Genomic DNA, 12,811 nt, shown 5'->3' on the forward strand with positions numbered 1-12,811 from the left:
ACGCGGTCCGCCGCGGCTGACCCGGACTGCGCCGGCGATCCCGCGGTCGGCCGCGATCACAGCACGACCACCGTCGTACCCGCCGACGTCGCCGGCCGGTCCATCGCGGCGAGCGCCGCCGGCGCCTCGTCGAGGGAGATGGTCCGGCCGACCAACCCTGACGGGTCGAGCCGCCCGTCGGCGATCTCGGCGAGCATCGCCGGGTACTCGTGGGCGGACATGCCGTGACTGCCGAGCAGTTCGAGCTCGAGCGCGATGACCCGGCCCAGGTCGACGTGCGGGGTGGCGTCCTCGCCCGCGAGCAGTCCGACCTGCACGTGCCGACCACCCGGGCGGAGCGCGGCGATGCCCTGGCGGACGAGGGACGCACGGCCGAGGGCCTCGACGACGACGTGCGCACCGCCGTCCGTCGCGGCCCGGATCTGTTCGTCGACGTCGTCGGTCCGCGCGTCGACCGTGGTGGTGGCACCGAGGGAACGAGCGAGGGCGAGCGCCTCGGCGGAGACGTCGACCGCGACGACCCGGGCACCGCGCGAGACCGCCACGACGATCGCCGAGAGCCCGACTCCCCCGCAGCCGAACACGACCACGTGTTCCCCGGGTGCCGTGCGGCCGCGACTCACCACGGCTCGGTAGGCGGTGGCGAACCGGCAGCCGAGTCCCGCGGCCGTGGGGTCGTCGATGGCGTCCGGCACGGCGACCAGGTTCGTGTCGGCGTGGTGCACGACGACCTGTTCCGCGAACGAGCCGGGGCGGTCGAAGCCGGGCTGGGTCTGGTTCGGGCAGATGCTCTGACGGCCGGCGACGCACGTGGGGCAGGTGCCGCACGCGTTGACGAACGGTGCGGTCACACGTGTGCCGGGCTGCCACTGCCGGACCTGGTCGCCGACCCGCTCGACGACGCCGACGAACTCGTGCCCGGGGACGTGCGGCAGCGCGACGGTGTCGTCGTGGCCGTGCCAGGCGTGCCAGTCGCTGCGGCAGACGCCGGTGGCGGCGACGCGGACGACGGCCGCGTGCGGTGGGCACGCGGGTTTCGGGACGTCGGTGACGACGGGCGTCGCGGAGAAGGAGTCGAAGGTGACGGCGCGCATGAGCCCGATCCTGCCACCCGGGCAGTCAGCGCCGGGCAGTCAGCGCCGGCCGGCGAGGGGCAGTGAGGCGAGGACCTCGTCGATCACGGCGGACATCGGTCGGGCAGCGGCAGCGTCGTCCTCGGCCCAGGTCTCGAGCGCGACCTGGAACACGAGCACGCCGACCTCGGCCAGGACTGTGGCCCGCAGCGGGGTCTCCCCCCGTTCGACGAATGCGCCCCGGGCAGCGCGGACCAGGTCGGATCGCTTGCGGGCGTCCCGGTCGCGGAGTTCGTCGTTCCCCTCGACGATCCGGCGCCAGGCGGCGGTCTGCTCGTGGTTGCCGTCGAACCGTGCGGCGGCGACCTGGTGCAGCACACTGCGGATGACCTGCATGGGCTCGAGGTCGGTGGGGGCGTCGGCGATGAGTCGTGCGGCGTTCGTGGGGATCTCGTCGCCGGCGAAGACGACCTCGCGCTTGTCGGCGAAGTGCCGGAAGAAGGTCCGGGTGGTCAGGCCGGCGCGTGCGGTGATCTGCGGCACGGTCGTCGCGGCGAAGCCCTGCTCGGCGAAGAGCTCGAAGGCCGCGCGCTCGAGTCGACCTCGTGCATCCGGAGCCCATCGCATCGGTCGATCGTACCCGATGACACGTCGTGCCATGAGGGGATACGATGACATCACGTGTCATCATCGCTGACGCCCGAGAGCGAGGAGCTCGCATGTCCACCCCCGATCCCACCGACACCCCGACGAACGAAGCCCTCTGGCTCCTCGGCCCGCGCGGACCCTTCGAGGTGCGCCCGACCCCGATGCCCACCCCCGGTGCCGGTGAGGTCGTCATCCAGGTCCGTGCGATCGCGGTGAACCCCGTCGACGCCATCACCGGGCCGCTCCGCCGACTCGTCTCGCCGTGGGTCCGGTTCCCGACCGTCCTGGGCAGCGACGTCGCCGGCGAGGTCGTCGCGGTCGGCCCGGACGTCACGGACGTCCAGCCCGGCGACCGGGTGACCGCGTTCGCCGCCGGGCAGGAGCGAGCGCGGAACCGCGCCTCGGAAGGCGGGTTCCAGCGGTACGTGACGGTCCTCGAGCGCGTCACCACGCGCCTCCCGGCCGACGTGGCCTTCGAACGTGCCGCGGTCCTGCCGCTGGCGCTCGCGACGGCCGCCGCCGGCCTGTACGAGACGGACCAGCTCGGCCTGCCGCTCCCCACGGTCGGGGCGTCCCGTGTCGACGAGGTCGTCCTGGTCTGGGGCGCGTCGACCAGTGTCGGGATGAACGCCGTCCAACTCGCCCGGGCGAGCGGCTACACGGTGGTCGCGACGGCCGGACGGGCGAACCACGACCTGGTCCGCTCCCTGGGTGCCGAGACCGTCGTCGACTACCGCGACGCCGACGTCGACCGCCAGGTCGTCGCAGCCCTCGGCGGACGGCGACTGGCCGGCACCGTCGCGATCGGGAAGGGCTCGCTCGGGCACGCCCTGCGCATCGCCCGCCCCGTTCCCGGCACGAAGCGGATCGCGTCCGCCTACCCCGACCCGGCGACCGCGGTGCGCTCGCGCATCGAGCGGATCCGCGGCATGCACGTCACCGCGATCTGGGGTGGCACCCCCGTCGTCTCGCCGGTCGGGCCGGCGGTGTTCCGCGACTTCCTGCCTGTGGCTCTCGCCGACGGACGGTTCCGTCCGGCGCCCGAGCCGACGGTCGTCGGCCACGGACTGGAGGCCCTCCCCACCGCTCTGCAGACCCTCCGGGACGGCGTCTCGGCGACCAAGATCGTCGTCGGGATGGACGCCTGATGGAGTCGCAGCGCACGATCCTGGTGTTCGGCGGGACCGGACAGACCGGCCGCCACCTCACCGACCTCGCCCTCGCGGCCGGACACCGCGTCCGCGTCCTCGCCCGGACGCCCGCCAAGGCCGGTCCCCCGCGTGCCGGACTCGACGTGCGGCAGGGGTCGGTGACCGACGACCTGGACTTCGACGGACTGCTCGACGGTGTCGACTCGGTGGTCTCGCTGCTCGGTGACGTGCAGGCGCAGCGGACGGCGATGGTGAACACGGCGTTCGTCCGACGCCTGGTGCCCGCGATGCGCCGGACCGGGGTCCGCCGGTTCCTGTACCAGGCGGGTGCGCTCAGTGCGCCGCCGCACGGTCGGTTGACGCCCGTGCTCTGGGTGATCCGGAACACGATCGCCCGCAGCTACGACGGCCAGCACCGGGACAACGAGGCGGTGATGCGGTACCTGGCCGACGAGGCGATGGACCTCGAGTGGATGGTGCACCGCGCCGGCATCGGGTCGGACGGCCCCTCGAAGGGCGTGCTCGAGCCGACCGAGGGGACGCCGGGCATCGGGACGTTCGGGGACTGCGCCACCTACGACCTGCGGTTGCTCGCCGACCCGTCGGCGGTGCACACGACGAGCCTCAGCGCGTACCGGAAGACGGCGGGTCGGAAGACGGCGGGTCGGAAGCGCGCAGACCGGTGGACCGCCGGCCGGTAGGACGCCGTCGCAGCAGGGCGATCCCCACCCAGCCGATGACCGCCGCGAGGACGACCGCCGCCAGTCCGCGTCCGAGCACATCGCCGAAGAGGCCCGACCCGAACGCGACGAGCTCGAGGGGGTACGGGGCCAACACCCGCATCCCCGCCGCACCGTCGACGGCGGTGAGCAGTGCCGGCCCGACGAGCAGCACGACGAGCGCGACGAGCACCCCGACCACCCGGCCGGCGGAACGGACACCGGTCACCGCGATGCCGAGCCCGACCACGACCGGCGCGACCCACCACGCCCACCCGGCGATCGTGCTCTGCAGTCCGGTCGAGAGGGTCGCCGGCGGCAGCACGAATCCCCGCAGCCACTCGGCGAGCGCCACCGCCACGAGGGCGAGCGCGACCACCGCGACGCCGTCCGGTGCGAGCGCGAGGAGCAGCACGAGCCCGGCCCCGAGCAGGACGGTGAGGGCGGAGCCGACCACGAGGGCGACGACGGAGATCTCGGAGGCGCTGATCGCGCCTCCCGTCCCGACGGTGCTGTCCATGCCGAGCCCGGCCGTCGTGACGACCGTGGTCTGCACCAACGCGACCACGTGCACGAGCAGCAGCGCGCCGAAGGCCGCGAACACCCCGGGGCGTCCCAGTCGGGGTCGGAGTCGACGGGCCGTGACGCCGACCACGCCGGCGCCGGTCAGCAGCAGGGCGGCCAGGAAGGTGACGAAGTACTGGTTGAACGGCAGGAACGCGATCGGCATGTCCCGCGCGTCGGCGATCGACGCCTCCCACAGGTTCTGCAGCGGGAGGTGCATGCCGGTGACGATCCACGGCAGCAGGCCGAGGACCGCCCCGACGATGCCGACGGCGGCACCGAGGCCGAGCGTGGCTCCGGCCCCCGAGCCCTTGTCTCGCGTGGACCCGGCTCGCGTGGACGCGGACGTGTGGTCGTGCTGTTCCCCCGTGGACATGCGGACCACGGTACCGGCCGCGGTTCCCAGGACCGGCTCAGTGCCACCGGCGTCCCCGGTGCTGACGAGGTGCTGACGAGGTGCTGATCCTGCCCTGAGCGCTCCCGCAGCGTGTCGTGAAGACTTCTCCAGTGCTCCCTGGGAACGTCGTCGCACCACACCGGAAGAGGGGTCCGATGACGACACTGTCGCGACGCACGCTGCTCATCGGCGGCGGATCGGTTGTCCTCGCGGCCGCCGCCGGCGCCGTCCTGCTCGAGCAGGGCGTGCTGCCCGGGCGGGCCGCGATCGAACGGAGGCTCGGGATGACCGGACCTGCCGGCGTCGTCCCGACCAGCCGGACCGGGTCCCGCATCGAGGGCTCGTTCACCTCGGCTGCCCGCGGTGGTGCCGAGACCGGGTGGACGATCAGCTACCCACCCGGATCCGCCGCGGGTGACCCGTTGCCCGTCGTCGTGTCCCTGCACGGGTACGGCGGCGACCACCGCAGCAGCTTCGACCACGGCATGCACCTCGACCGGTTCCAGGCCGCGGCCCGGGCAGCGGGCGAGCCGGCCGTCGCGATCGCGTCGATCGACGGCGGCAACGACTACTGGCACCCCCGCGCCTCGGGGCGGGACCCGCACCGGATGCTCGTCGACGAGTTCCTCCCCCTGCTGCACGACCACGGGTTGGACGTCGAGCGGCTCGGGCTGTTCGGCTGGTCGATGGGGGCGTACGGCGCACTCCTGGTCGGCAGCACCCTCGGGCCGGAGCGGGTGCGGGCCGTCGCAGCGAGCTCGGTGGCGCTCTGGCCGACTCCGCAGCGGGCGGCCTCGGGTGCGTTCGACGGCGCAGAGGACTTCGCGCAGCACGACCTGACGGCCCGGACCGCGGCGCTCGGCACCCTGCACACACGGATCACCTGCGGCACCGCCGACGCCTTCTGCCCGGGCGACGAGCAACTCGTGCACCGCATCACGCCGGCGCCGCAGTCGAGCTTCACGCTCGGGGCGCACGACTGGTCGTACTGGCGGCGTGTGGCTCCGGAGCAGTTGCGGTTCCTCGCCGCTGCTCTCTGAGGGTCTCCTCGCGCGGGAACCGGCGGCACCGCTAGGGTCGCGCCATGGACGCAGCGTCGCCTTCCGTGGCCGCCTTCTGGGCCGCCCGTCGCCAGGAATCCCCGGACCTGCCCGAGGAAGTGCCCCTGGCGTGGGCGTTCGGCGCGACGCCCGAGCACGCCGACGACCTGCTCGCGCTGGTCCTCGCCGGCGTGAAGGACGGCACGGCGTCATCACTCTGGGACTACGAAGCGACCACGGACCCACTGCCCGAGGTCGGCGAACACAGCGTCATCCTCGACGGCGCCGACCAGCCGAGCGCGGTCATCGTGACGACGGACATCCGGACCGTCCCGTTCGACCAGGTCGACGCCGAGCACGCCCGAGCCGAGGGTGAGGGCGACCGGACCCTGGCGTACTGGCGGGCGTCGCACGAACGGTACTGGCGCCAGCACTCCGCGGACCCGCGGGGCTGGGCACCGGACATGCCCGTCGTGTGCGAGCGCTTCCGGCTGCTCTGGCCGACCCGGGTCGAGCCGTGACGCGGGTCCGGCTCGGCACCCTCGTCGCGGCGGCGCTGCTCGCCGCCGGCGTGGTGACCGTCACCGGCTGCTCGTCCGCGTCCAGCGGCTCCCGAGCGCGGATGTACGACTCCGTCAGCAGCATGGCCGACCACAGCTCCCTCGTCGTGACCGGCACCGTCCGACAGCAACGCGTCGCGAACGACGTCGCGGATGCCGACCCCACCACACTGTCCACGGTCCGGATCGTGGCGACCGCCAAGACCGACCCGGACCATCCGGTCGGGTCCACGGTCGTCGTCCGCCAGCACGGCACCACCCGCTCGTCGGGTCCGGGGATGCTCCTCGAAGACGGCGGCACGTACCTGCTCTACCTCATGCCGTCGGCGCTCGACGGCGACCTGGCCGACCAGTACTTCGTCACGGGCGGTGCAGCCGGTGTGTACGTCGGCGAGGACGGTCGCACCGACTTCCGCCGGGGCACGGACGAGGGCGACGAACTCCCCACTCACCTCACCCTCGCTGACGCCCTGCGGGGCTGACTCGGCCGGTACCGTCGAGCCATGCCGTACCCGAGGACCGAACCCAGTGCCTCCGGCCTGCTCGACGTCGGTGACGGAACGTCCCTCTACTGGGAGGAGTCCGGCTCTCCCGACGGCGTCCCCGCCCTCTGGCTGCACGGCGGCCCCGGCGGCTCGCTCGGCAGCGGCTGGTACCGGACGCACTTCGACCCCGCCCGCTACCGCCTGATCGGCATCGACCAGCGTGGCAGCGGCCGGAGCCGCCCCCTCGTCACGGAGTCCCGCGACCGGCTCACCGACCACACCACCCAGCGGTTGATCGCCGACATCGAGGCGGTCCGGCAGCACCTGGGCGTCGAGGACTGGGTCGTCGCCGGGATCTCGTGGGGCACCACCCTCGCCCTCGCGTACGCACAACAGCACCCAGCACGTGTCCGTGCGCTGGCGCTGATGGCCGTCACGACGACCAGCCGCGACGAGGTCGACTGGATCACCGAGGGTGTGGGACGCGTGTTCCCGACGGAGTGGGAGGCGTTCGAGCGAGCCAGCCAGCGCCTCCCGGGTGAGCGCGTCGTCGACGCCTACGCACGTCGCCTGGCCGGTGCCGACCGGGAGGCCCGTGCGGGCGCCGCGCAGGCCTGGGACCGGTGGGAGAACGTCCACGTCTCCCTCGACGACCCCGGGCTCCGTGAGCGCGGCCACCTGGGTCCGGAGCTGCGCGAGGGCTTCGCCACCCTCGTCACGCACTACTGGGCGAACGACGGGTTCCTGCCCGGCGACCAGGCCGTGCTGGCGCGTCTGGACCGGATCGCGCACGTCCCGACGGCGCTCGTCCACGGGCGGCGGGACATCAGCGGACCGGCCGTCACGGCCTGGCGTGTGCACCGGGGACTCCCGCAGAGCACGCTCACCATCGTCGAGGACGAGGGGCACGGCGGACCGGGTGGGAGCGCGGCGCTGACGGCGGCGCTCGACGGGTTCTGCTGAGCAGCCGGCACGCGCGGGGGTCCCGCGCCACCGATCGGGACGTCCGCCCGGCAGATCACACTGCAGCATCTGGCCAGCCGCGTTGCGCACGCCACCCGCCCGCTCGGCGCCGGTCGAGCCGTATCCTGACTCCCTGGTCGCCGCCGCCGCTGAGGACCCCGAGTCCGGGCAACCGCCACCGCAGCAGGGCCGGCCGGCCACGGAGGGAACTGTCATGAGCATGGAAGGCGTGGCCTGGAGCTCGCTCTACAAGATCTCGACCGCCCGGGACGGCAAGCACGGCATTTCCCGCGAGTCCGTGCGGCGGATCATGACGTTCGCCGTGCCGTACCGGTCCAAGCTGGTGGTCTTCATCGTCCTCTCCGTCGTGGGGGCGTTCCTGGCGGTCGCGACGCCGGTGCTCGCCGGCCAGGTGGTCGACGTCATCGCGGCCCGGGGCGCGGTCGGCACCATCGTCTGGCTCGCCGTCGTCATCGCCCTGGTGGCCGTCGCCGACGCCGCCGCGTCCCTGGTGACCCGCTGGTACTCGGCGCGGATCGGCGAGGGCGTGATCCTGGACCTCCGCACCGCCGTGTTCAACCACGTGCAGAAGATGCCGATCGCCTTCTTCACCCGCACCCGGACGGGCGCGCTCGTGAGCCGCCTGAACAACGACGTGATCGGCGCGCAGCAGGCCTTCAGCGGCACGCTGTCCGGCGTGGTCACGAACGTCGTGGCGCTGGTCCTCACCCTGGCCGTCATGCTCAGCACGTCCTGGCTCGTGACGGTGCTCGCGGTGGTCATGCTCCCGGTCTTCCTCATCCCCGCACGCCGGATGGGCAGCCGCCTCGCTGCACTGCGCCGCGAGGCCGCCGACCACAACTCCGCGATGAGCACGCAGATGACCGAGCGGTTCTCGGCGCCCGGCGCCACCCTCGTCAAGCTGTTCGGCCGTCCCGACGAGGAAGCCGAGGAGTTCCGCGTCCGCGCCGCCCGCGTCCGCGACATCGGGGTCCGGAGTGCGCTGCTGCAGTTCGTCTTCGTCACCGCGCTCACCCTGGTCTCCGCCCTCGCACTCGCGCTCGTCTACGGGGTCGGTGGTTCCCTCGCACTCGGCGGGCAGCTGAACACCGGCGACGTGGTGACCCTGGCCCTCCTGCTCACCCGCCTCTACGCGCCGCTGACCAGCCTGGCGAACGCCCGGGTCGAGATCATGAGCGCCGTGGTCAGCTTCGAGCGCGTCTTCGAGGTCCTCGACCTGAAGCCGCTCATCCAGGAGAAGCCCGACGCCGTCACGATCCCCGACGGCCCGGTCGCGGTCGAGTTCGACGACGTCCGCTTCGCCTACCCGTCTGCGGACAAGGTGTCCCTGGCCTCGCTCGAGGAGGTCTCCACGCTGGACACCCGCGGCGGGGACGAGGTCCTGCACGGGGTCTCGTTCCGGATCGAGCCGGGGCAGACCGTCGCCCTCGTCGGCACGTCCGGCGCGGGCAAGTCGACGGTCGCGCAGCTGCTCTCGCGCCTGTACGACGTGGACAGCGGTGCCGTCCGCCTCGGCGGGACCGACGTCCGCGACGTCACGTTCAGCTCCATGCGGCACACGATGGGCATGGTGACGCAGGACGGCCACCTGTTCCACGAGACCATCCGCTCGAACCTGCGGCTGGCCCGGCCCGAGGCCACCGATGACGAGGTGTGGGACGCGGTCCGCCGCGCCCGCCTCGAGCCGCTCATCCGGTCCCTGCCGGACCAGCTCGACACCATGGTCGGCGAGCGTGGCTACCGGCTGTCCGGTGGTGAGCGTCAGCGGATGACCATCGCGCGCCTCCTGCTCGCGCAGCCGCGCGTCGTCATCCTCGACGAGGCGACGGCCGCTCTGGACTCGACGTCCGAGGCCGCCGTGCAGGCTGCGCTGAGCGAGGCACTCGAGGGCCGGACGGCGATGGTGATCGCCCACCGCCTCTCCACCATCCGCAGCGCGGACCTGATCCTCGTCGTCGAGGACGGCTCGATCGTGGAGCGCGGGACGCACGAGGAACTGCTGGCCGCAGGTGGGCGGTACGAGGAGCTGCACCGGACCCAGTTCGCGGTGCAGAAGGAGGTCGCGGCGGACGAAGCAGCGGTCAGCGCGGTCTAGTCCTGGGCCACTGCCGGCATGCGGGCCGGAGGTAGACGAACTCGTAACTGTGCGGGACACTGGGAGAGTCGTGTCGGAGCGGTGCGACCTGGAGGAGGGTACGGGAAATGACCCAGATCGAGCCACTGAGCGCCCGAACGGGCCGTGGCGCCGCGACGCGAGCGCGCATCCTGGAGGTGGCGAGCGAGCTGTTCACGGCCCACGGGATCCACGAGGTCAGCGCCGACCGCATCATCGAGGTCGTCGGGATAACGAAGGTCACGTTCTACCGGCATTTCCGCACCAAGGAGGACCTCATCGTTGCGTTCCTCGAAGAGCGCGCGACGCTCGAGACGGCAGCGTTCGAGGGGGTGTGGGAGGAGACCGGCGGTGACGCGACCAAGGCCCTCGAGATGCTCGCCGTCGGCATCGGCGCCGAGAGCTGCCGCCCGGGCTTCCGTGGCTGCCCGTTCATCAACGCGGCCGCCGAGTACGCCGACCGTGAGAGCCCGGTCCGCAAGGTCGTGGACGTGCACCGGGCGTGGATGGTCGCCTACTTCAGCAGGGTCCTCGCCGCGGCCGGGGTCGACCGGCTCGAGGAGGCCACCGACGCTGCCGTGGTCCTGCGCGACGGAGCGATGGTGAGCGGGTACCTGACCGACGCGGAGGCCGTCGCCGGCACCCTCCGGACCATGTTCCACGCGCTCGTCACCGAGTACCGGGCGGAGTCCACGCGCCGCTGACGGTCCACGAACGACGGAGGTCGGAGCGTCGGCGGCGCCCCGACCTCGGTCGTGGTGTGACTGATGAGTGTCAGCGTGCAGTCGTGGCGGCCTGTTCGATGACGCGCGTCACGGTGCCCGGGTACTTGAGCATCGACAGGTGGCCAGCGTCCACCTTGGTGATGTGCGCGTGCGCACGGGTCGCCATCTTCTCCTGCAGCGCGGGAGAGACACTCTTGTCCTGGGTGCCTTCGACGTACCACGACGGCAGCGTCTTCCACGCGGGCGCAACGGTGGCCTTCTCGGTCAGGGCGCCGGCGGCGAGCGGCTCCTGGCGGGCGAAGAGCTCGTCCTGCTCCTTCTGCGAGAAGCCGTTCGCGAACGTCGCGTCGAAGGCGTCCTGCTTGAGGTAGAGGTCGACGTCTCCCGCCGCTGCGCCGGCGTAGGGCACGGCGTCGAACGCAGTCGTCGGGACGCTGGCACCGACGGAGGCACTCAGGCTGGCGATGCTCTCACCCTGGTCGGGGGCGAAGGCGTCGATGTAGACGAGCCCCTTGACGTCCGGGTCGGAGGTGGCGGCCTGGGTCACGACCTCGCCGCCGTACGAGTGACCGACGAGGATGACGGGCCCGATGGTCTTGACCTTGAGGAACGAGTCGAGGTCAGCGGTGTCCCCGGCGAGCGAGCGGAGTGGCGTCGCGAAGTCGAGCACGGTGTAGCCGTCGTGGCGCAGACGCGAGCCGACCGACCCGAACGAGGCGCCGTCCGCCCATGCGCCGTGGACGAGGACGACGGTCGGCTTGACCTGCGCCGCGGGCGTGGCGACCTGTGCGTTGGCCGCTCCGGATGCCCCGATCGCAGTGAGGGAGCCAGCGACGAGAACGGCGGCGGCAGCGGTGATCCGGAGGGAACGGGTGGACTTCTTGGACATCAGTGAGCCTTTCGTTAGAAAGTAGGCGTACTAGTTCGTCTACAAAAAGGAGGCTAAGGCGACGCCTGCAGGAGCGCAATCGCGGGGACCGATCCTGTGCGGAGGCTCATCCTCAGGGCTCTGACGGCAAGATCCCGGTCGGCGCTCAGGCCACCCCGCCGGTACCGTGCCATCACGGATTCCCTGAGCTCGATGCGCTCGGAGACAGTGGATGCCATGACCACCGGGGACTGCATGAGCATCGAGGACTGCACGAGCAGGCACGACGTCGACGTCTGCGTGGTGGGTGCCGGGCCCGCCGGCCTGGCGACTGCCGCAGCCCTCCGACGCACCGGCCGGCGAGTCGTGCTCTTGGAACGAGCAGCCACCCTGACCCCGCGGTGGCGGACGCACCGGCCGGGCCTCCGCTTGCACACCACGCGATCGCGATCGTGCCTGCCCGGCATGCCGATCGACCCCACGGGAGGCCGGTACGTGTCCAGCGCGGACATGGTCGCGTACTGGCAGCACAGCGCTCGTGGACTCGGCGTCACTGTCCGGACCGGAGTCCTGGTCACGCGCATCGAGCCGGTGCCGGTCCTCGGCGACTCGCCGCGACCGCTGATCGGCGGGTCGGACGGGCGGCCACGGTGGATCGCACACGTCAGGGGCGGAGCATGTCTGCGCGCACGGAGCGTCGTGGTCGCGACTGGGTACAACGCCGTCCCGGTGGTGCCGGACTGGCCGGGCGTCGACACCTTCCCCGGTCCGGTGGCCCACGCCGCCGACCTCGGCTCCCTCGACCAGTTGGTCGGCCGTCGGGTGCTCGTGGTCGGTGGCGGGAACGCGGGTGCGGAAGCCGCCGTCGAACTGCTCTGCGTCGGTGCCGAGCAGGTCTGGTTGTCGATCCGGACTCCCCCGCACATCGTTCGACAGCGCGTCGGGCCGTGGTCGGCGCAGGGCGTCGCGATCGCCCTCGACCACCTCCCGACGCCCGTCGCCGACGCGTTGGCGGGTCTCCAGCGTCGACTGACGGTCCCGGATCTGGCGGCTTGGGGTCTACCGGCACCACAGCAGGGGCTGTACTCACGGGTGCGAGAGACCCACAGCGTCCCGGTGCAGGACACGGGCCTCGTCGCCGGGATCCAGGCCGGGCGAATCCGCCCCGTGCCTGCGGTGGTGCGGTTCGACGACCACCGGGTGGTCCTGGATGACGGCTCGGCCCTGCGGCCCGACGCCGTCGTCGCGGCGACTGGTTACCGCCGCGGGCTCGATGACCTCCTGACGCCTGCGGTACGGAGCACCGTGGACGGCGTGCCCCGCACCGGCCGCGGCGGGTACCTCGCTCCCGGGCTGTCGCTGGTCGGCTTCCGCGTCTCGGCCGGCGGGACGTTGCGTGGCATCGCCCAGGAGGCGCGGGCCGTCGCCCGACGAGAGGCGGCGGACGCAGCGTGACGCGAATGACGCGAATGACGCGATCACGG

General features: G+C 72.4%; 13 protein-coding genes. 9 read left to right on the plus strand and 4 right to left on the minus strand.

Features of this window, described 5'->3' with window-relative positions:
• Nucleotides 1-56 precede the first annotated feature (56 nt).
• Nucleotides 57-1,094, minus strand: a complete 1,038-nt coding sequence (locus DEI89_RS04370) for a zinc-binding dehydrogenase (RefSeq protein WP_110902830.1) — start codon at nucleotides 1,092-1,094, stop codon at nucleotides 57-59.
• A gap of 39 nt (nucleotides 1,095-1,133) precedes the next feature.
• Entirely contained in the window at nucleotides 1,134-1,700 is a 567-nt protein-coding gene (locus tag DEI89_RS04375) for a TetR/AcrR family transcriptional regulator (RefSeq protein WP_181421490.1), read from the minus strand.
• 92 nt (nucleotides 1,701-1,792) lie between these two features.
• Here DEI89_RS04375 and DEI89_RS04380 point away from each other — a divergent pair, with 92 nt between their 5' ends.
• Together DEI89_RS04380 and DEI89_RS04385 are read left to right on the plus strand one after the other, a co-directional pair.
• Nucleotides 1,793-2,869, plus strand: a complete 1,077-nt coding sequence (locus DEI89_RS04380; protein ID WP_110902832.1) for a zinc-binding alcohol dehydrogenase family protein — start codon at nucleotides 1,793-1,795, stop codon at nucleotides 2,867-2,869.
• A complete protein-coding gene (locus tag DEI89_RS04385; RefSeq protein ID WP_110902833.1) occupies nucleotides 2,869-3,573 on the plus strand; it encodes an NAD(P)-dependent oxidoreductase in 705 nt (234 codons plus the stop codon). Before DEI89_RS04380 ends, DEI89_RS04385 begins: the two co-directional genes overlap by 1 nt.
• Here DEI89_RS04385 and DEI89_RS04390 read toward each other — a convergent pair.
• Entirely contained in the window at nucleotides 3,497-4,531 is a 1,035-nt protein-coding gene (locus tag DEI89_RS04390; RefSeq protein ID WP_110902834.1) for a hypothetical protein, read from the minus strand. The two genes, DEI89_RS04385 and DEI89_RS04390, sit on opposite strands and share 77 nt — an antisense overlap.
• Before the next feature lie 176 nt (nucleotides 4,532-4,707).
• Here DEI89_RS04390 and DEI89_RS04395 point away from each other — a divergent pair, with 176 nt between their 5' ends.
• The 6 genes from DEI89_RS04395 to DEI89_RS04420 all read left to right on the plus strand — a co-directional run bounded on the left by DEI89_RS04395 (nucleotide 4,708) and on the right by DEI89_RS04420 (nucleotide 10,438).
• Nucleotides 4,708-5,592, plus strand: a complete 885-nt coding sequence (locus DEI89_RS04395) for an alpha/beta hydrolase family protein (protein ID WP_110902835.1) — start codon at nucleotides 4,708-4,710, stop codon at nucleotides 5,590-5,592.
• Between the two features lie 44 nt (nucleotides 5,593-5,636).
• The gene (locus tag DEI89_RS04400; RefSeq protein ID WP_110902836.1) at nucleotides 5,637-6,113 is read left to right on the plus strand and encodes an ASCH domain-containing protein; all 477 of its coding nucleotides are present in this window, start codon (nucleotides 5,637-5,639) and stop codon (nucleotides 6,111-6,113) included.
• Nucleotides 6,110-6,634, plus strand: coding sequence for a hypothetical protein (locus DEI89_RS04405; protein ID WP_110902837.1), 525 nt, complete (start codon nucleotides 6,110-6,112; stop codon nucleotides 6,632-6,634). The genes DEI89_RS04400 and DEI89_RS04405 overlap by 4 nt, the downstream gene beginning before the upstream one ends.
• A 21-nt stretch (nucleotides 6,635-6,655) precedes the next feature.
• On the plus strand, nucleotides 6,656-7,600 hold the full coding sequence (gene pip / locus DEI89_RS04410) for a prolyl aminopeptidase (RefSeq protein WP_110902838.1): 945 nt from the start codon (nucleotides 6,656-6,658) through the stop codon (nucleotides 7,598-7,600).
• 214 nt (nucleotides 7,601-7,814) lie between these two features.
• Nucleotides 7,815-9,716, plus strand: a complete 1,902-nt coding sequence (locus tag DEI89_RS04415; protein ID WP_110902839.1) for an ABC transporter ATP-binding protein — start codon at nucleotides 7,815-7,817, stop codon at nucleotides 9,714-9,716.
• A gap of 107 nt (nucleotides 9,717-9,823) precedes the next feature.
• Nucleotides 9,824-10,438, plus strand: a complete 615-nt coding sequence (locus DEI89_RS04420; protein ID WP_110902840.1) for a TetR/AcrR family transcriptional regulator — start codon at nucleotides 9,824-9,826, stop codon at nucleotides 10,436-10,438.
• A gap of 70 nt (nucleotides 10,439-10,508) precedes the next feature.
• Here DEI89_RS04420 and DEI89_RS04425 read toward each other — a convergent pair whose 3' ends face one another.
• Nucleotides 10,509-11,348, minus strand: a complete 840-nt coding sequence (locus DEI89_RS04425; protein WP_110902841.1) for an alpha/beta fold hydrolase — start codon at nucleotides 11,346-11,348, stop codon at nucleotides 10,509-10,511.
• Between the two features lie 216 nt (nucleotides 11,349-11,564).
• On the opposite strand from DEI89_RS04425, the gene DEI89_RS04430 reads away from it, so the two are divergent.
• The gene (locus DEI89_RS04430) at nucleotides 11,565-12,782 is read left to right on the plus strand and encodes an NAD(P)/FAD-dependent oxidoreductase (RefSeq protein ID WP_181421491.1); all 1,218 of its coding nucleotides are present in this window, start codon (nucleotides 11,565-11,567) and stop codon (nucleotides 12,780-12,782) included.
• Nucleotides 12,783-12,811: the final 29 nt, after the last annotated feature.

The sequence above is a fragment of the Curtobacterium sp. MCBD17_030 genome (assembly GCF_003224255.1).
Taxonomy (GTDB): domain Bacteria; phylum Actinomycetota; class Actinomycetes; order Actinomycetales; family Microbacteriaceae; genus Curtobacterium.